At 71.7% G+C, this 18,119-nt stretch carries 20 protein-coding genes; 10 read left to right on the top strand and 10 right to left on the bottom strand.

Annotated elements, in window-relative coordinates:
• Positions 1–15: 15 nt before the first annotated feature.
• The 4 genes from sufB to cysD all read right to left on the bottom strand — a co-directional run bounded on the left by sufB (position 16) and on the right by cysD (position 4,864).
• Entirely contained in the window at positions 16–1,500 is a 1,485-nt protein-coding gene (gene sufB / locus ABFC67_RS09810) for a Fe-S cluster assembly protein SufB (RefSeq protein WP_346737835.1), read from the bottom strand.
• An 8-nt stretch (positions 1,501–1,508) separates the two neighbouring features.
• Positions 1,509–1,949 carry an SUF system Fe-S cluster assembly regulator gene (locus ABFC67_RS09805; protein ID WP_346737834.1) on the bottom strand — a complete coding sequence of 147 codons (441 nt, stop codon included), beginning with the start codon at positions 1,947–1,949 and terminating at the stop codon, positions 1,509–1,511.
• A gap of 87 nt (positions 1,950–2,036) precedes the next feature.
• On the bottom strand, positions 2,037–3,950 hold the full coding sequence (cysN, locus tag ABFC67_RS09800) for a sulfate adenylyltransferase subunit CysN (RefSeq protein WP_346737833.1): 1,914 nt from the start codon (positions 3,948–3,950) through the stop codon (positions 2,037–2,039).
• Complete coding sequence (gene cysD, locus ABFC67_RS09795) at positions 3,950–4,864, bottom strand: sulfate adenylyltransferase subunit CysD (RefSeq protein WP_346737854.1); 915 nt, start codon at positions 4,862–4,864, stop codon at positions 3,950–3,952. The genes cysN and cysD overlap by 1 nt, the downstream gene beginning before the upstream one ends.
• A 184-nt stretch (positions 4,865–5,048) precedes the next feature.
• Here cysD and ABFC67_RS09790 point away from each other — a divergent pair, with 184 nt between their 5' ends.
• The 3 genes from ABFC67_RS09790 to ABFC67_RS09780 all read left to right on the top strand — a co-directional run bounded on the left by ABFC67_RS09790 (position 5,049) and on the right by ABFC67_RS09780 (position 7,297).
• A complete protein-coding gene (locus ABFC67_RS09790) occupies positions 5,049–6,089 on the top strand; it encodes a phosphotransferase (protein WP_346737832.1) in 1,041 nt (346 codons plus the stop codon).
• Positions 6,086–6,808 (top strand): N-acetylmuramate alpha-1-phosphate uridylyltransferase MurU, encoded by a 723-nt coding sequence (gene murU / locus ABFC67_RS09785; protein ID WP_346737831.1) that lies wholly within the window; start codon positions 6,086–6,088, stop codon positions 6,806–6,808. The genes ABFC67_RS09790 and murU overlap by 4 nt, the downstream gene beginning before the upstream one ends.
• 63 nt (positions 6,809–6,871) lie before the next feature.
• A complete protein-coding gene (locus tag ABFC67_RS09780) occupies positions 6,872–7,297 on the top strand; it encodes a GNAT family N-acetyltransferase (RefSeq protein WP_346737830.1) in 426 nt (141 codons plus the stop codon).
• Between the two features lie 151 nt (positions 7,298–7,448).
• Here the strand turns inward: ABFC67_RS09780 and hda are convergent, their stop codons facing one another.
• Genes hda through ABFC67_RS09760 form a run of 4 tightly spaced genes read right to left on the bottom strand, consistent with a single transcriptional unit; the run spans position 7,449 to position 10,930 of the window.
• Entirely contained in the window at positions 7,449–8,147 is a 699-nt protein-coding gene (gene hda, locus ABFC67_RS09775) for a DnaA regulatory inactivator Hda (RefSeq protein ID WP_346737853.1), read from the bottom strand.
• Positions 8,144–9,334, bottom strand: a complete 1,191-nt coding sequence (locus ABFC67_RS09770; RefSeq protein WP_346737829.1) for an AI-2E family transporter — start codon at positions 9,332–9,334, stop codon at positions 8,144–8,146. The genes hda and ABFC67_RS09770 overlap by 4 nt, the downstream gene beginning before the upstream one ends.
• Positions 9,331–9,930, bottom strand: a complete 600-nt coding sequence (locus ABFC67_RS09765; protein ID WP_346737828.1) for a CDP-alcohol phosphatidyltransferase family protein — start codon at positions 9,928–9,930, stop codon at positions 9,331–9,333. Before ABFC67_RS09765 ends, ABFC67_RS09770 begins: the two co-directional genes overlap by 4 nt.
• Before the next feature lie 10 nt (positions 9,931–9,940).
• Entirely contained in the window at positions 9,941–10,930 is a 990-nt protein-coding gene (locus tag ABFC67_RS09760) for a DUF2066 domain-containing protein (RefSeq protein ID WP_346737827.1), read from the bottom strand.
• A gap of 87 nt (positions 10,931–11,017) precedes the next feature.
• Here ABFC67_RS09760 and purM point away from each other — a divergent pair, with 87 nt between their 5' ends.
• Genes purM through ABFC67_RS09745 form a run of 3 tightly spaced genes read left to right on the top strand, consistent with a single transcriptional unit; the run spans position 11,018 to position 13,527 of the window.
• Entirely contained in the window at positions 11,018–12,070 is a 1,053-nt protein-coding gene (gene purM / locus ABFC67_RS09755; protein WP_346737826.1) for a phosphoribosylformylglycinamidine cyclo-ligase, read from the top strand.
• Between the two features lie 31 nt (positions 12,071–12,101).
• A complete protein-coding gene (purN, locus tag ABFC67_RS09750; RefSeq protein WP_346737825.1) occupies positions 12,102–12,773 on the top strand; it encodes a phosphoribosylglycinamide formyltransferase in 672 nt (223 codons plus the stop codon).
• 37 nt (positions 12,774–12,810) lie between these two features.
• On the top strand, positions 12,811–13,527 hold the full coding sequence (locus ABFC67_RS09745; protein ID WP_346737824.1) for a DUF3108 domain-containing protein: 717 nt from the start codon (positions 12,811–12,813) through the stop codon (positions 13,525–13,527).
• 61 nt (positions 13,528–13,588) lie between these two features.
• On the opposite strand, the gene murA is transcribed toward ABFC67_RS09745, so the two are convergent.
• Complete coding sequence (murA, locus tag ABFC67_RS09740) at positions 13,589–14,848, bottom strand: UDP-N-acetylglucosamine 1-carboxyvinyltransferase (RefSeq protein ID WP_346737823.1); 1,260 nt, start codon at positions 14,846–14,848, stop codon at positions 13,589–13,591.
• A gap of 12 nt (positions 14,849–14,860) precedes the next feature.
• On the bottom strand, positions 14,861–15,100 hold the full coding sequence (locus ABFC67_RS09735) for a BolA/IbaG family iron-sulfur metabolism protein (RefSeq protein ID WP_346737822.1): 240 nt from the start codon (positions 15,098–15,100) through the stop codon (positions 14,861–14,863).
• Positions 15,101–15,277: 177 nt separating this feature from the next.
• Between ABFC67_RS09735 and ABFC67_RS09730 the strand changes: the two genes are divergently transcribed.
• The 4 genes from ABFC67_RS09730 (at position 15,278) to lptA (ending at position 18,117) form a co-directional block, all read left to right on the top strand.
• Complete coding sequence (locus ABFC67_RS09730) at positions 15,278–16,279, top strand: KpsF/GutQ family sugar-phosphate isomerase (protein WP_346737852.1); 1,002 nt, start codon at positions 15,278–15,280, stop codon at positions 16,277–16,279.
• 134 nt (positions 16,280–16,413) lie between these two features.
• Complete coding sequence (locus ABFC67_RS09725; RefSeq protein WP_346737821.1) at positions 16,414–16,962, top strand: HAD hydrolase family protein; 549 nt, start codon at positions 16,414–16,416, stop codon at positions 16,960–16,962.
• Positions 16,959–17,543 carry an LPS export ABC transporter periplasmic protein LptC gene (gene lptC / locus ABFC67_RS09720; RefSeq protein ID WP_346737820.1) on the top strand — a complete coding sequence of 195 codons (585 nt, stop codon included), beginning with the start codon at positions 16,959–16,961 and terminating at the stop codon, positions 17,541–17,543. Before ABFC67_RS09725 ends, lptC begins: the two co-directional genes overlap by 4 nt.
• Positions 17,527–18,117, top strand: a complete 591-nt coding sequence (gene lptA / locus ABFC67_RS09715; protein ID WP_346737818.1) for a lipopolysaccharide transport periplasmic protein LptA — start codon at positions 17,527–17,529, stop codon at positions 18,115–18,117. The genes lptC and lptA overlap by 17 nt, the downstream gene beginning before the upstream one ends.
• The last annotated feature ends 2 nt before the right edge of the window (positions 18,118–18,119 follow it).

Below are 18,119 nucleotides of genomic sequence, written 5' to 3'. Positions count from 1 at the left end.
CGGCGCACGCTTCGGTTAACCCACGGCGCCCTCGAGCGACACCTCGAGCAGCTTCTTCGCTTCCACCGCGAACTCCATCGGCAGCTCGCGGAACACCTGCTTGCAGAAGCCGTCGACGATCATCGACACGGCGTCTTCCTCGCCGATGCCGCGCGAACGGCAGTAGAACATCTGGTCGTCGGAGATCTTCGAGGTGGTCGCCTCGTGCTCGACGATCGCGGTCGGATTCTTCACTTCCATGTACGGGAAGGTGTGCGCGCCGCACTGCTTGCCGATCAGCAGCGAGTCGCACTGCGTGTAGTTGCGCGCGCCCTCGGCGTTCTTCTCGACCTTGACCAGGCCGCGGTAGCTGTTGGAGCTCTTGCCGGCGCTGATGCCCTTGGAGACGATCTTCGACTTGGTGTTGCGGCCGAGGTGGATCATCTTGGTGCCGGTGTCGGCCTGCTGGTAATGGTGGGTCAGTGCCACCGAGTAGAACTCGCCGACCGAACGATCGCCGCGCAGCACGCAGCTCGGGTATTTCCAGGTGATCGCCGAACCGGTCTCCACCTGCGTCCAGCAGATCTTCGAGTCGTCGCCGCGGCACTCGCCGCGCTTGGTCACGAAGTTGTAGATGCCGCCGACGCCGTTCTCGTCGCCGGGGTACCAGTTCTGCACGGTCGAGTACTTGATCTGCGCGCGCTCCAGCGCGACCAGCTCGACCACCGCCGCGTGCAGCTGGTTCTCGTCGCGCATCGGCGCGGTGCAGCCCTCGAGGTAGGACACGTGGCTGCCCTCCTCGGCGATGATCAGGGTGCGCTCGAACTGGCCGGTGTGGCCGGCATTGATGCGGAAGTAGGTGGACAGCTCCATCGGGCAGCGCACGCCCTTGGGGATGAACACGAACGAGCCGTCGGAGAACACCGCCGAGTTCAGCGCGGCGAAGAAGTTGTCGCCCTGCGGCACCACCGTGCCGATGTACTTGCGCACCAGTTCCGGATGCGAGCGGATCGCCTCCGACATCGAGCAGAAGATCACGCCGGCCTTGGCCAGCTCCTGTTGCGCGGTGGTGGCGACCGAGACCGAGTCGAACACCACGTCGACGGCGACGCCGGCCAGCTTGGCGCGCTCGTGCAGCGGCACGCCCAGCTTCTCGTAGGTTTCGAGCAGCTTGGGATCGACCTCGTCCAGCGACTTCGGCTTTTTCTTCGGCGCGGCGTAGTAGCTGATCGCCTGGAAGTCGATCGGCCCGAGCTTGACCTTGGCCCATTCCGGCGAGGTCATGGTCAGCCACTGCCGATAGGCCGCGAGGCGCCACTCGGTCATCCACTCCGGTTCGTGCTTGAGCGCGGACAGCGCGCGGACGATGTCCTCGCTCAGGCCCGGCGGCAGGCTTTCCGTCTCGATGTCGGTGACGAAGCCGGCCGCATAGCGGCGGTTCAGCGCCTCGTCGACGGACGCGTTGCCGGACGGCACCGCGGTGCGGATCTGCTGCTCGATGTCGCTGCGTTCGGTTGCCATGGTTGTCCTTACACCGTCGCGGCCGGACGCGCTGCGGCGCGCCCGGTCGGCGGCGCCAGCATGTCGGCCAAAGTCACTGCCCGCAGCGCGGTGGCGACGGCCACGTTGATGCGCTGCCAGTTGCCGCGCACGCTGCAGTGCCCCTCGCGTTCGCAGGAGCCGGGGTTGGCGCCGCACTCGGTCATGCCGAGCGGCCCCTCCATCGCCTCGACGATCTCGGCGACGGTGATCGCGCTGGCCGGGCGCGCCAGCCGGTAGCCGCCGCTGGCGCCGCGGAACGACTCGACCAGCCCGGCGTGGGCGAGCTGCTTGAGCAGCTTGCTGACCGTCGGCATCTCCAGGCGCGTGCCCTCGGCGATCTGCATCGCCGACAGCACCGCGTCCGGCGCGCCGGCCAGGCAGGTCATGACCACGGTGGCGTAATCGGTGAGACGGCTGACGCGGAGCATGGGGGCGGCTCAATAAGTACCAAAATGGTACTGATTGGCGGCGGGGAGGTCAATGCGGGGCTTTGCCGCAGTTACCCGGTCCGATGCCTAGGGCGCGGGGCGCGCGTGCGCCGGCTCGAAGCTCAGCACGCGCTCGACCAGCCGCTGCGCCAGCACGCCGGCTTCGGCCTCGGCGGTGCGCAGCGTGATCTCCGCCGCCTCCGGCGCCTCGTAGGGCGAATCGATGCCGGTGAAGTTGCTGATCTGGCCGGCGCGCGCGCGGCGGTACAGGCCCTTGGGATCGCGCCGCTCGCATTCGGCCAGCGGCGTGTCGACGTGGATCTCGAGGAACTCGCCCGCGCCGAACAGCGCGCGCGCCATGCGCCGCTCGTCGCGGAACGGCGAGATGAACGACACCAGCACGATCAGGCCGGCATCCACCATCAGCTTCGCCACCTCGGCGACGCGGCGGATGTTCTCGACGCGATCCTCGTCGGTGAAGCCGAGGTCGCGGTTGAGGCCGTGGCGCACGTTGTCGCCGTCGAGGATGTAGGTGTGGTAGCCGAGCGCGTGCAGGCGCCGCTCGACCAGGTTGGCGATGGTCGACTTGCCGGAGCCGGACAGGCCGGTGAACCACATGCAGCATGGGCGCTGGCCCTTGATCGTCGCGCGCGCCGCCTTGTCGACGTCGATGTACTGCCAGTGCACGTTGCTGGCGCGGCGCAGCGCGAAGTCGAGCGTGCCGCCGGCAACGGTGGCGTTGTTCTGGCGGTCGACCAGGATGAAGCCGCCGAGCGCGCGGTTCTCCGCGTAGGGCTCGAACGCGATCGGCTGGTCCAGCGAGAGATTGCACTGCGCAACCTCGTTCAGCTCGAGGCGCTTGGCAGCCAGCTCGGACTGCGTGTTGACGTCGATCTTGTGCTTGATCTCGGTGATTTGTGCGCCGACCGTGCGCGTGCCGATCTTCAGCCAGTACGGACGGCCGGGCAGCAGCGGCGCGTCGCCCATCCACAGCAGGCGGCAGGCGAACTGGTCGGCGACCTGCGGCGGATGCGCGGCGTCGGCAATCACGTCGCCGCGCGCGACGTCGAGCTCGTCGGCGAAGGTCAGCGTCACCGCCTGGCCTTCGGCGGCGACCTCGAGATCGCCGTCCGGGCCGAGGATGCGCGCGATGCGCGAGCGGCGCCCGCCCGGCAGCGCGACGATCTCGGCGCCGGCGGCGATGCTGCCCTGCGCGATCGTGCCGGCGTAGCCGCGGAAGCTGTGGTCGGGCCGGTTGACCCACTGCACCGGCAGGCGGAAACCCGTGCCGCCCATGCCGCGCTCGACGCGCACGGTTTCGAGATGTTCGAGCAGGGCCGGGCCCGCGTGCCAAGGCATTTGCGGCGAGCGCGCGGTGACATTGTCGCCGCGCAGCGCCGACAGCGGGATGCAGGTGGCGTCGGCGATGCCGAGCGCGCGGGCGAGCGCGGTGTACTCGGCGGCGATCGCCTCGAAGCGCGCGCGGTCGTAGCCGACCAGGTCCATCTTGTTGACCGCCAGCACCACGTGGCGGATGCCGAACAGCGCGCAGATCCAGGTGTGCCGGCGCGTCTGCGTCAGCAGGCCCTTGCGCGCGTCGACCAGCACCACCGCCAGCTCGGCGGTGGACGCGCCGGTGGCCATGTTGCGCGTGTATTGCTCGTGCCCCGGGCAGTCGGCGACGATGAAGCCACGCTTGTCGGTGCCGAAGTAGCGGTAGGCGACGTCGATGGTGATGCCCTGCTCGCGCTCGGCTTCCAGCCCGTCCAGCAGCAGCGCGAAATCCAGCGCGTCGCCCTGCGTGCCGTGGCGCGCGCTGTCGCGCGCCAGCGCCGCAAGCTGGTCGTCGAACAGCAGCTTGGTGTCGTACAGCAGGCGGCCCAGCAGCGTGCTCTTGCCGTCGTCGACGCTGCCGCAGGTGATGAAGCGCAACTGGTCGCGGCTCTCGTGCTTGCGCAGGTAGGCGGCCAGCGCGGCGTGGCGTTCGGGCGTGACCGTCATCAGAAGTAGCCCTCCTGCTTCTTGCGTTCCATCGAGGCGGTCGGGTCGTGGTCGATCACGCGGCCCTGGCGCTCGGAGCTGCGCGTGGTCAGCATCTCCTCGATGATCGCCTCCAGCGTGTCGGCCTCGGACTCGATCGCGCCGGTCAGCGGATAGCAGCCGAGCGTGCGGAAGCGCACGCGCCTCATCGTCGGCGTCTCGCCGGGCCGCAGCGGCAGGCGCGCGTCGTCGACCATGATCAGCGCGCCGTCGCGCTCGACCACGGGGCGCTCGGCGGCGAAGTACAGCGGCACCACCGGGATCTTCTCGCGCCAGACGTACAGCCAGACGTCCAGTTCGGTCCAGTTCGACAGCGGGAAAGCGCGCACGCTCTCGCCCGGCCGGATGCGCGCGTTGTACAGGTTCCACAGCTCCGGGCGCTGGTTGCGCGGATCCCAGCGGTGCTGCGCGCTGCGGAAGGAGAAGATGCGCTTCTTGGCGCGCGACTTCTCCTCGTCGCGGCGAGCGCCGCCGATGGCGGCGTCGAAGCCGTACTTGTCCAGCGCCTGCTTCAGCGCCTGCGTCTTCATCACGTCGGTGTGCACGGCGGCGCCGTGGGTGAACGGGCCGACGCCCTGGCGCACGCCTTCCTCGTTGATGTGCACGCGCAGCTCGACGCCGGTCTCGGCCGCGCGGCGGTCGCGGAAGGCGATCATCTCGCGGAACTTCCAGGTGGTGTCGACGTGCAGCAGCGGAATCGGCGGCCGCGCCGGCCGGAACGCCTTCAGCAGCAGGTGCAGCAGCACCGAGGAATCCTTGCCGACCGAATACAGCAGCACCGGATTGCGGAATTCCGCCGCCACCTCGCGCAGGATGTGGATGCTCTCCGCCTCCAGGCGGTCGAGCTGCGAGAGGCGCGCGGCCTCGGTCTTGATGCTCACGATCCGAGATTCCCTCACATGCCGACCCCGGCGCCGGGAACGATGCAATGCGCCACATGGCCCGGCGACGATGCCGGAACGGGACGAGGATAGCGTGATTTTCCCCGCCCGCGCTCGTCGACCGGCTGCCGGCGCGCGCGCAAGGCTATAAGCTTGCGCATCGTTCCGGACACCGCCCATGCACGCACCGAACCCCGACCGCGCCGCCGCACGCCTCGCCTGGGCCCGCTCCGCCGCCGGCGATCCCGCCGCCACGCTCGTGCGTGCCTCCGACGACGCCAGTTTCCGCAGCTATTGGCGCCTCGCCAGCGGCGCGCGCACGCTGATCGTGATGGACGCGCCGCCGGACAAGGAGGACGTGCGGCCCTGGCTGGACATCGCGCGCCGCCTGCGCGCCGCCGGCGTGCACGCGCCGGCGGTGCATGCCGAGGACGCCGCGCGGGGTTTCCTGCTGCTGGAGGACCTCGGCACGCGCACCTACCTGCCGGAACTGAATGCGGGCACCGTCGACGCGCTGTACGCCGACGCGCTGGACGCACTGCTGCGCATGCAGACGCGCGTCGAGGTCGCCGGCCTGCCGCCGTACGACGCCAACCGGCTGATCGCCGAGATGGAGCTGCTGCCGACCTGGTTCCTGCAGCGCCACCTCGGCTTCACGCCGGCCTGCGAGCAGTGGGACACGATCGAACTCGCCTTCCGCCGGCTCGCAGACAGCGCGCTGGCGCAGCCGCGCGCGTTCGTGCACCGCGACTACCACAGCCGCAACCTGCTGATCGTCGCGGACGACAACCCCGGCGTGATCGACTTCCAGGACGGCGTGGTCGGCGCGGTCACCTACGACCTGGTCTCGCTGCTGCGCGACTGCTACATCGTCTGGGACGACGCGCGCGTCGAAGCCTGGTGCGAGGGCTATCGCGAACGCCTGCGCCACGCCGGCCTGATCGGCGCCGCGGTCGATGCCGCGCGCTTCCGCCGCTGGTTCGACCTGATGGGCCTGCAGCGCCACCTCAAGGTGCTCGGCATCTTCTGCCGCCTGTGGTACCGCGACGGCAAGCCGGGCTACCTCGGCGACCTGCCGCGGGTCTGGCACTACGTGCGCTCGGTCGCCGCGCGCTACCCGGAGTTCGCCGACCTGGCCGCGCTGCTGGAACGCGCGATCGGCGAGCGCGACCTGACGCGGCCGCGCGACGAGGCGGCCGTCGCCGCAGCCTCGCGATGATCCGCCGCGCGCTGATCCTTGCCGCCGGCCGCGGCGAGCGCATGCGCCCGCTCAGCGAGCGCACGCCCAAGCCGCTGCTGGCCGCGGGCGGCAAACGGCTGATCGAATGGCATCTGCAGAAGCTCGCCGCCTGCGGCGTGCGCGAGGTGGCGATCAACACCGCGCATCTCGCCGCGCAGTTTCCCGAGACGCTCGGCGACGGCGCCCGCTGGGGCCTGCGGCTGCACTACGTTCACGAGGGCGACGAGCCGCTGGAGACCGGCGGCGGCCTGCTGCACGCGCTGCCCGTGCTGGGCGAGGCGCCGTTCCTCGCCGTCAACGGCGACATCTGGACCGACTTCGATTTTTCGGCGCTGCCCGAGACGCCGGACGGCCTCGCCCACCTGGTGCTGGTCGACAACCCCGCGCACCACGCGCGCGGCGACTTCGCGCTGGACGGGACCGGCCGCGTGCACGCCGACGGTCCCTCGCGGCTCACCTTCGCCGGCATCGGCGTGTACCGGCCGGAACTGCTGGACGGCTGGCGCGCGATCATCGGCGACGCGCCCGGCGCCGACGCGACGCCGCCGCGCTTCAAGCTGGCGCCGCTGCTGTACGCCGCCGCCGCGCGCGGCGCGCTCACCGGCCAGCACCACCGCGGCGCCTGGAGCGACGTCGGCACGCCCGAGCGGCTGGCCGCGCTGGATGCGCGGCTGCGCGCGGGCGCAGGTTCGGCCTGAGCGGCGACGCGCATTGACGGCGGAATCCGCGGTGCGGATTCCGCCCTACCTCGGAGTGAACTCATGCAGTGGGTGTACGAAGACACATCGATCGACTGGCACGAGCTGTCGAACCTCTACCGCATCGCGCCGCTGGGCGAGAAGAAGCCGGAGGACCTGCGGGTCGTCTTCGCCAACAGCCGCTACAAGTGCTTCGTGCTCGACAACGGCCGGCTGGTCGGCGTCGGCCGCGCGCTCGCCGACGGCCGCGATTGCGCCTACCTCTGCGACGTCGCCGTGCATCCCGACCACCAAGGCAGCGGCCTCGGCCGCGCCGTCATCGGCAAGCTGAAGGAACTCGCGGCGGGCCACCGCAAGATCATCCTGTACGCCAACCCCGGCAAGGAAGGCTTCTACGCCAGGCTCGGCTTCCTGCGCATGTGCACGGCAATGGCGATCTTCGCCGACCAGGCGCGGGCGGTGCAGACCGGCCTGGTCGAAGAGCCGTAGGGTGGGCCTCGACCCACCGAGCGCATGCCAAGGACCATAGGGTGGGCTTTAGCCCACCATCGATTCGCCTTGCGCGTGCGTTCGGTGGGCCAAAGCCCACCCCACGTCCACCCTGCGGCCAATCCACGGCATCGATGCGAAGAGGCCGCGCTCAGCCTTCCCGCGCCAGCAACGCGCGCAGGAACGGCACGGTGATGCGCCGCTTGGCGGCGAGCGAGGCGCTGTCGAGGCGTTCCAGCAGCGCGGTCAGCGCGCCGAGGTCGCGGGCGTGGCGGGCGAACAGCCAGTCGAGCACGGCATCGTCCAGCTCGATGCCGCGCGCGGCGGCGCGGGCGCGCAGCACGGCGCGGCGTTCGGCGTCGTCGAGCGGTTTCAGCAGGGCGAGCGTGCAGGCGCCGAGGCGCGAGCGCAGGTCCGGCAGCGTCAGCGCGAGCTGCGCGGGCGGCGCATCGGCGGCGAACAGCAGCGTGGCGCCTTCGGCGCGGCAGCGGTTGTAGAGGTCGAACAGCGCGTGCTCGGCGGCGCGGTCGCCGGCGACCGCCTGCAGGTCGTCCAGCGCGATCAGCGCGCTGCCGGCGACGCCGCGGATGGCCGCCTCGCGCGGCCCGCGCAGGCTCGCCAGCGGCAGGTACTGCGCGCTGCGGCCGGCCTCGATGGCGGCCTGGCAGGCGGCGACCAGCAGATGGGTCTTGCCGGCGGACGCCGGGCCGGCGAGAACCACCCACGGCGCGCCGTCCTCGCGCGCGGCGCGCCGCAGCAGCGCCAGCGCGCCGGCGTTGGCGCCGGGCTCGTAGTGCTCGAAGCGCTGCTGGCGCGGCCAGCGCAGGGAGAGCGGCAACTGGTCCATCAGCGTTCCGGCGCCGGCGACGCGCGCCCATCGGCCGCGGCGGGCGGCGCGGCGGCAGCAGCGGCGTCGGCTGTCGGCGGAACTGCGCCGCCGCGCTCCAGCCCGACGTCGCCCGGCGCCGCCTGCGGCCGCGCCCCGCCATACAGCGCGCTGTCGCGGTAGCGCTCGTGCAGATAGCGCACCACCACCTTGATCACCGCCGCCATCGGCAGCGCCAGCAGCACGCCGAGGAAGCCGAACAACTGGCCGCCGGCGAGGATGGCGAAGATCACCACCACCGGATGCAGGCCGATCTTCTCGCCGACCAGCTTCGGCACCAGCACGTAGCCTTCCAGCGTCTGGCCGACGCCGAACACGCCCAGCACCAGCGCCACGTGCAGCCAGTCCTGGTACTGCACCAGCGCGGCGATCAGGCCCATCGACACGCCGACGATCGCGCCGAGGTACGGCACGAAGCTGATCAGGCCGGCGATCATGCCGATCAGCGGGCCGATGCCGATGCCGACCGCCCACAGGCCGAGCGCGTACAGCGTGCCCAGCACCACCATCACCGCCAACTGGCCGCGCAGGAACGCCCCCAGCACTTCGTCGGACTCGCGCGCCAGGCGCGCCACGGTCGGCTCGATGCGGCGCGGCACCAGCTCGTGCACGCGCGCGACCAGCACGTCCCAGTCGCGCAGCAGGTAGAAGCCGGCCACCGGCACCACCACGACGTGCGCCAGCCAGGCGACCAGCGCGATGCCGGATTTCGACACCTGCGCCAGCACGGTCGCCGCCACGCCGCCGGCCTCCTTCAGGTTGGCCTGCAGCGCGGCGACGAGCTGCTGCGGATCGAGCGCGGCGGTCGACAGGCCAAGGTGCTGTTGCAGCCAGGGCGCGGCATTCTGCTGGAACCAGGCGTACCACGCCGGCAACTGGCCGACGAAGCTCGCCAACTGGCGCTCGACGAACGGCACCAGCCACAGCAGCGCCAGCACCAGCGTCAGCGTCATCACCGCGAACACCAGGCTGACCGCGAACGTGCGGCCGATGCGCAGGCGCTCCATGCGGTCGACCAGCGGATCGCAGAAGTAGGCGAACATCGCCGCCAGCACGAACGGCGTCAGCATCGGCGCCAGCAGGTACAGCAACGCGCCGGCGACCAGCGCCACGATCAGCCACTGCCAGCGTTGCACCACGTCGGCTCTCACCCGGATTCTCCCTTGCCGCGCAGCCGTCGCCGCGCCTGCAGCGACCAGCGCAGCACGTAGTCCGCGCCGCTGGCCACGGTCAGCGCGACCACCGTCCACAGCAGCGGCGCCATCGACAGCGCGGCGATGCCGTCGAGATCGAGCAGCACGGCCAGCACGTAGACGATCTGCGCCAGCGTGGTGAATTTCGACAGCAGCGTCGGCTGCGCCTCCAGCGCGCCGAACAGGCGCTGCCAGACCAGCGCGCCGGCGACGATCATCACGTCGCGCCCCAGCACCAGCAGGGTCAGCGCCCACGGCACGCTGCCGACCTGGCTGAGGCCGAGGAAGCAGGTCGCCAGCAGCAGCTTGTCGGCGATCGGGTCGAGCAATCCGCCGAGACGGCTGCGCCAGTCGTAGCGACGCGCGAGGAAACCGTCCAGCGCGTCCGAACCGCCGGCCGTCGCGGCCAGGCCCAGGGCGAGATCGAAGCGTCGCTCGAGCAGGCTCCAGCCCAGCGGCAGCACCAGCAGGATGCGCAGCAACGTGATCAGGTTGGGCAGGTGACGCAGCGGCGAGGCGCCGACGGGGACCGAGGCGGATCCGCGCCCGGACATGCCGTGCCCCTCAACGCAGCCAGCGCAGCGCCGCGTCCGCGCCGGGATGCGCCGCGGTCGGCAGCATGCGCCCGTCGGCGGCGAAATCGTTCAGCACGCCGGCGAGGTCGCCATCGAAGCGCAACTGCAGCAGCACGCCGTCGCCCTGCGCCGCCAGCGGCATCGCGCCGCGCACCTGCGGATCCTGGCGCAGTTGCGCCAACATCGCGGCGAAATCGGCGGCCGCATCGATGCCGGACACCCACAGCGTCGCGCTGCCGCCGCTGCCGCCGGGCGCCGCGGCGAAGCGCGGGATCAGGCGGTCGGCCGTGGCGTCGCCCGCGTTCGCCAGCAGGCCGGCGGGCGGGCCCGCGTCCTGCCAGCGCTGCGGGGCGCCGCCGCCGACCAGGACCCAGGCGGCGTTGCCGGCGCCCAGCGAGCCGGTCAGCACCAGGCCGGTGCGATAGCCGCGCGCGACCCGCGCCAGCGCGGCCTCGTCGCCGACCGTCAGCGCCGCGGCGTCGGGCGCGTCGCCCGCGGCGGGAAACACGAAGCGCAGGCCGCGCGCGGCGCCGGCCTGGACCAGGCCGGCGCACTGCGCCTCGCCGAGCAGGGCGCCGTCGGGCCCGCGAACCAGCACCAGCACCGGCGGCCGCGGGCCGGGCCAGACGCCGAGCCTGAGGCTGCCGGCGAGGCGGCGCACCGCCGCCGGATCGAAATGCGCCTGCAGGCGCAGCCCGGCAGCGCCGCCTTCCTGACGGTACTGGTACTGCTGTACCAGCGTGGCGGCCTGCGCCAGCGCCTCGGCGACGCCGGGGCGCGCGCCGACGTTGCGGTCGCCGCTCAGCTTGACCAGCACCTGCGCCAGGGCTGCGTCGAAAGCCTGGTCGCGCTGGGCGTCGGAGGTGTCCGCCACCGCTGCCTCGCCGGCGTACAGACCCGGATCCTCGGCGGCGCGCAGCGGCAGCGCCATCGTCGTCAGCAACAGCAGGGCGGCCAGCAGGCCAGGGGGGCGCATCATGCGGAAAACCTCGCGAATCCGCCCGAAGTCTGCCCAATCGCGGCACGAACGTCTATCATGTGCGGCTTGCTCCGACGGTGCCGCGCCATGTCCGCCGAGAAGGAATCCCTCACCTACCGCGCCGCAGGCGTCGACATCGACGCCGGCAACGCCGTGGTCGAACGCATCAAGCCGCTGGTCGCGCGCACCTTCCGCAAGGAGGTGATGGCGGGCCTAGGCGGCTTCGGCGCGCTGTTCGACCTGGCCGGCCGCTACAGGGAACCGGTGCTGGTGTCGGGCACCGACGGCGTCGGCACCAAGCTGAAGCTGGCGCAGATCCTCGGCCGCCACGACACCATCGGCATCGACCTGGTCGGCATGTGCGTCAACGACGTGCTGGTGCAGGGCGCCGAGCCGCTGTTCTTCCTCGACTACTTCGCCACCGGCAAGCTGGACGTCGATACCACGGTCGCCGTGGTCGGCGGCATCGCCAAGGGCTGCGAGCTGGCCGGCTGCGCGCTGATCGGCGGCGAGACGGCGGAAATGCCGGACATGTACCCACCCGGCGAATACGACCTCGCCGGCTTCTGCGTCGGCGCGGTGGAGAAGGCCGCGCTGGTCGACGGCGCGGCCATCGCCGCCGGCGATACGATCCTCGGCATCGCCTCCAGCGGCCCGCACTCCAACGGCTACTCGCTGATCCGCAGGATCGTCGCGCGCGCCGGCATCACCCCCGACGGCGGCGGCTTCGACCTCGACCTCGGCGGCGTCACGCTGGCCGACGCGCTGATGGCGCCGACCATCATTTACGTCAAGCCGATCCTGGAATTGCTGCGCCGGCAGCCGCTGCACGGCATGGCGCACATCACCGGCGGCGGCCTCAAGGAAAACATCATCCGCGTCGTGCCCGAGCACCTCGGCATCGCGCTGGACAGCGCGGCGTGGACGCTGCCGCCGGTGTTCGACTGGCTGATGCGCGAGGGCAACGTGCCGCGCGAGGAGATGTGGCGCACGTTCAACTGCGGCATCGGCTACACGGTGATCGTCGCACGCGAGCAGGCCGCCGCCACGCAGGCCGCGCTGGCCGCGCTGGGCCTCGACGCGCGCGCCATCGGCGAGATCGTGCCGGCGCACGGCGACGAGCGCGTGCACATCCGCTGACGGCCCGTCCGAACGCGCACGCGACCCGCGCATGCCCGCTCCCTTCCCCATCGCCGTGCTCGCCTCCGGCCGCGGCAGCAACCTCGCCGCGCTGATCGAGGCGCAGCGCGCCGGCGCGCTGCCGGTCGGCTTCACGCTGGTCGCCAGCGACAAGGCCGACGCGCCCGCGCTGCGCATCGCCGAGGCGCACGGCATCCCGACCCTGGCGCTGGACCCGCGCGGCTATGCCACGCGCCGCGACTACGACCTCGACCTGTTCGCCCGCGTCGCCGCGACGCAGCCGGCGCTGGTCGTGCTGGCCGGCTTCATGCGCGTCCTCCACGCGGACGCGGTCGCGCCCTGGCACGGACGCATGCTCAACATCCACCCCTCGCTGCTGCCGAAGTACCGCGGCCTGCATACGCACCGCCGCGCGCTCGAAGCCGGCGATGCCGAGCACGGCAGCAGCGTGCACTTCGTCACCGCCGAGCTGGACGGTGGCCCGGTGGTCGCGCAGGCGCGCATCGCCGTGCAGCCGGGCGACAGCGCGGAGGCGCTCGCCGCGCGCCTGCTGCCGCTGGAGCACCGGCTGCTGGTCGCCAGCGTCGGCCTGATCGCCGCCGGGCGGCTGGCGCTGAATGCGGACGGCCCGACGCTGGACGGCCGCCCGCTGCGCGCGCCCCTGCAGCTTCGGACGGACGGCGAGCTGGCCGCCGCCGCGTGAGCCGGCGTTCAGCCTGGCGCGGGCAGACTGCGGCGCCATGCATACCTTCCTGCCCCGCTTGCTGACGCGCGCGCTGCCGGCACTCGCGCTGGCCTGCATCACGGTCGCCGCGACGGCCGCGCCGCTGTCCGCCTTCACCGCGCGCTACCAGGTCGAGCGCGACGGCGCGGCGATCGGCGAGGCCACGGTGAGCCTGCGCGCCGACGGCGGCGGCCGCTGGGTCTACCGCACCGAAACCAAGGGCACCGACGGCCTCGCCGCGCTGCTCGGGTTGAGCGCGCTGGAAGTCTCGACGCTGCGCTGGGGCGCCGACGGGCGCCCGCAGAGCCTCGACTACCGCTACGACCAGCAGGGCGGCTTCAAGCAGCGCTCGCGCACCGCCCATTTCGACTGGCAGGCCGGCCGCATCGCCGTGCAGGAAGGCAAGGGTCGCTGGGACTACGCCACCGCGCCCGGCGCGGTCGACCGCCACGCCGCCACCCTGGCGATCGCCGCGGCGCTGCGCGCGGGCGCGCAGCAGGTCGCCGTGCCGGTGGCGGTCAAGGATCGCATCGAAGTGCAGCACTTCGCGGTGGCCGGCGCGGAATCCGTCCAGGTGCCCGCGGGCCAGTTCACCGCCCAGCGCGTCGAGCGCCGCGACGACGGCAAGACGATGCATTCCTGGTACGTGCCGAAGCGCTTCCCCGTGCCGGTCGAGATCGCCGGCGGCGACGGCGGCATCACCATGAAGCTGGTGAGCTACGCAGCGCAGTAGGGGCCTGCGTGCAGAGGCGACCGGGAACCTGCGTGCAGGCGGGACCGCCGCACGCCCTCCCTCAATTCGGCAGGCGGCGGATCTTCGCGCCCAGCGTGCCCAGCTTTTCCTCGATGTTCTCGTAGCCGCGGTCGATGTGGTAGACGCGGTCGACCACGGTGTCGCCCTCGGCGACCAGGCCGGCCAGCACCAGGCACGCGGAGGCGCGCAGGTCGGTGGCCATCAGCGGCGCGCCGCTCATGTGCTCGACGCCCTTGATGATCGCGGTGTTGCCCTCGAGGCGGATGTCGGCGCCGAGGCGCTGCAGCTCGTGGGCATGCATGAAGCGGTTCTCGAACACCGTCTCGGTGATCACGCCGACGCCCTCGGCCACGCAGTTCAGCGCGGTGAACTGCGCCTGCATGTCGGTCGGGAACGCGGGATACGGCGCGGTGGTGATGTTGACCGCCTTCGGCCGGCGTCCGCGCATGTCCAGCTCGATCCAGTCCTCGCCGACGTTGATGTGCGCGCCGGCTTCCTCCAGCTTGGCCAGCACCGCGTCGAGGATCTTCGGCCGCGCGTGCTTGGTCAGCACGCGGCCGCCGCTGATCGCGCCGGCGACCAGGAAGGTGCCGGTCTCGATGCGGTCGGGCAGCACCTCGTAGTGGGTGCCGTGCAGGCGTTCCACGCCCTCGATCACCAGGGTGGCGCTGCCCGCGCCCTCGATATGCGCGCCCATGCTGTTCAGGCAGCCGGCGAGGTCGACGACCTCCGGCTCCTGCGCGGCGTTCTCGATGACCGTGGTGCCCTGCGCCAGCGCCGCCGCCATCATGATGTTCTCGGTGCCGGTGACGGTGACCATGTCCATGGCGATGCGCGCGCCGCGCAGGCGACCGGCGCGCGCACGGATGTAGCCGTTCTCGACCTTCACGTCGGCGCCCAGCGCCTGCAGGCCGCGGATGTGCTGGTCGACCGGCCGCGAGCCGATCGCGCAGCCGCCGGGCAGCGACACCTCGGCCTGGCCGAAGCGCGCCACCAGCGGCCCCAGCACCAGGATCGAGGCGCGCATCGTCTTGACCAGCTCGTACGGCGCGAAGCAGCGGTCGGTCGGCCGCGGGTCGACGTGGATCTTCATGCGGTCGTCCAGCACCAGCTGCACGCCCATCTGGCCGAGCAGCTCCATGGTGGTGGTGACGTCGTGCAGATGCGGCACGTTGCCGATGCTGACCGGCTCGTCGGCCAGCAGGCAGGCGGCCAGGATCGGCAGCACCGCGTTCTTCGCGCCGGAAATCGCGACGTCGCCGCTGAGAGGTGTGCCGCCGCTGATAACGATCTTGGCCATGGGTTCCCTTGGTTACTGCCTGCGCGCCGCTTCGTCGGGGGTCAGCGCCTTCAGGCTGAGCGCATGGATCTCGCCGCCCATGCGTTCGCCCAGCGTCGCGTACACCATGCGGTGGCGCGCCAGCGGCAGCTTGCCGGCGAACGCCGCGCTGACCACCTCGGCTTCGAAGTGCACGCCGTCGTCGCCGCGCACCTCGGCGCGCGCGTCGGGGAGGCCCTGCTCGATCAGCGCTTTGATGCTGGCTGTATCCATGGGGAAAAGGTCCGGGGGCGACGGCAGCTCCGGCGTGCAGCTTTGGCTGCCGTTCAGAAGCTACAATGAGGATAGGGAATGTTAATGGAAATCCCCGGGCACAGGAACGGCGTTGCCCGCACTTTTCCCCGATAGCCTCGCCCACCGCCCATGGACGCAACCACCGTGAATGCCCAAATCGAGCTGCCCGCCCCGTCGCCGCTGCTGGACGCGGAGGCGATCACGCGCACCGCGCGCGGGGTGATCGCGATCGAGGCGCTGGCCATCGCGGTGCTGGAACAGCGCATCGAGGCCGCGTTCATCCGCGCCTGCCGCATGATGCTCGCCTGCCGGGGCCGGATCGTCGTCACCGGCATGGGCAAGTCCGGCCACATCGGCCGCAAGACCGCCGCCACGCTGGCCTCGACCGGCACGCCGGCGTTCTTCGTGCACCCCGGCGAGGCCAGCCACGGCGACCTCGGCATGATCACCGAAAAGGACGTGGTGCTGGCGCTGAGCAACTCCGGCGAAACCGAGGAGCTGCTGACCATCCTGCCGGTGATCAAGCGCCAGGGCATCCCGCTGATCGCGATGACCGGCAACCCGAATTCCTCGCTGGCGCGCCAGGCCGACCTGCACCTCGACGTCAGCGTGCCGGCGGAAGCCTGCCCGCTCGGCCTGGCGCCCACCGCCAGCACCACCGCGACGCTGGTGATGGGCGACGCGCTGGCGATCGCGCTGCTGGAGGCGCGTGGCTTCACCGCCGAGGACTTCGCCCGCTCGCACCCCGCCGGCAGCCTCGGCCGCCGCCTGCTGCTGCGCATCTCCGACCTGATGCACGCCGGCGCCAGCGTTCCCAAGGTCCGCGCCGACGCCAGCCTGACCGAAGCACTGATGGAAATGAGCCGCAAGAGCCTCGGCATGACCGCGGTGGTCGATGCCGACGACCATCTGCTCGGCATCTATACCGACGGCGACCTGCGCCGCACCCTGGACGACCACCAGGTCGACCTGCGCAACGTGCACGTCGCCGACCTGATGACGCGCAACCCGAAGACGATCGGGCCCGACAAGCTGGCCGCCGAGGCCGCGCAGCTGATGGAGACGCACAAGATCCACGCGCTGATCGTGGTCGACGGCGAGCGCCGCGTGGTCGGCGCGCTGAACATCCACGATCTGCTGCGCGCGAAGGTCGTATGAGCGCGGGACGGGACGTCGCTTGCCCGGCCCGGCTGCGCAAATGCGCCAAGGGTCGATCGAGACACTTGCGTCGACGCCCCTTCGACCTTTGACCTCCGCCCCTCTCCCAGCCATCGCCTCGTCACCACGCGCCCATGCCCTACAGCCCGCTCGCCGACATGCCCGAGGACATCCGCGCGCGCGCCGCGCGGATCCGGCTGGCCGCGTTCGACGTCGACGGCACGCTGACCGACGGCCGCCTCTGGTACAGCGAGGACGGTCGCGAGCTGAAGGCGTTCAACGTGCAGGACGGGCTCGGCCTGAAACGCCTGCGCGCCAACGGCATCGAGGTGGCGATCGTCACCGCACGGGTCAGCCACACCGTCGCGCTGCGCGCCGAGGAGCTCGGCCTGGTGCACGTCTACCAGGGCCAGGCCGACAAGCGCGCCTGCCTGGAGCGACTGCTGCGCGCGCTGCACCTCGGCCCGGAGCAGGCCACGTTCGTCGGCGACGACCTGCCCGACCTCGCCGCGATGCGCCTGGCCGGCCTCGGTATCGCCGTGGCCAACGCGCACCCGTGGGTGGCCGCGCGCGCGCACTGGCGCACCCAGCGGCGCGGCGGCGACGGCGCCGTGCGCGAGGTCTCCGACCTGCTGCTGGCCGCGCACGGCGTGGCCGAGGCGGAACTGGAGCGCTGGCTGTGATCGAACGGCGCAGCGCGATCGGCGTCGCCGCACTGCTGCTGGCGGCCGGCGCCAGCCAATTGCTGGTGTGGTGGCTGCGCCCGCCGCCGCGCCCCAGCGAAGTGGTCGGCCCGCCGCGCTCCGCCTACACGCTCAACGACTTCACCCTGAACGCGCTCGGCAAGGACGGCCGGCTCAGCCTGCGCGTCGACGCGCCGTACCTGGCGCGTCGCGAGGGCGACGACTCGCTGTACATCAACGCGCCGCGCTTCTTCATGCCCGGCAAGGACGGCGCCGACTGGCACGGCACCTCCGAGTACGGCTGGGTCAGCGCCGACGGCAACCTGCTCAAGCTGCTCGGCAAGGTCGACATGCAGCGCCCGCCGACCGCGCAGCTCGCCGCCGCGGAAGTGCATACTTCCGACCTGACCGCCTGGCTGAACGAAAACCGGGTCGCCACCGACGCGCCGACCCTGATCCGCCAGCCGGGCAGCATGACGCGCGGCACCGGCATGCGCGCCAACCTCGACACGCACGAAATGGAGCTGCTCTCCGATGTCCACTCCCGGTTCACGCCCCGCAAACGTGCGCAGGCTCGCTGAGCTGGCCGTGCTGCTGGCCGGCCTCGCCGCGCTGGCGCCGGCATTCGCGCTGAAGAGCGACGCCGACCAGCCGGTCAGCATCGACGCGCAGAAATTCAGCGGCCGCCAGGGCGACAAGGTCACCTACTCGACCGCCGTGCACATGACCCAGGGCAGCTTCGTCGCCGACGCCGACGCCGCCACCGGCTACTTCGACCAGGACGACGCGATCGACCGCGCCGTGCTCACCGGCAGCCCGGCCAAGATCCAGCAGAAGCTCGACGACGGTACGATGATGTACGGCCGCGCCGACACCATCGACTACCGCGTCAGCGCCAACACGGTGATCCTGGCCGGCAACGCCAGCGTCGTGCAGACCGGCAAGGGCGAGTACCACGGCGCGCGGCTGGTCTACAACACCGACAGCGGCGAAGTCAGCGGCGAAGGCGGCGCAGAAGGCCGCGTGCACATGATCCTGCAGCCGAAGAAGAAGCCCGCGACCGCGGCGCCGGCGGCCGCGCCGGCGCCCGCGTCCTCGGCGGCATCCGCGCCCGCCGCCGCCAGCAGCGCCGGCCCGGCCGGCCAGCCGCGCTAAGC

The organism is Mizugakiibacter sp., from assembly GCF_039680435.1.
Classification (GTDB): domain Bacteria; phylum Pseudomonadota; class Gammaproteobacteria; order Xanthomonadales; family Rhodanobacteraceae; genus Mizugakiibacter.
The sequence above is the reverse complement of the archived record's forward strand: the minus strand, read 5'-3'. Positions and strand labels throughout refer to the sequence as shown.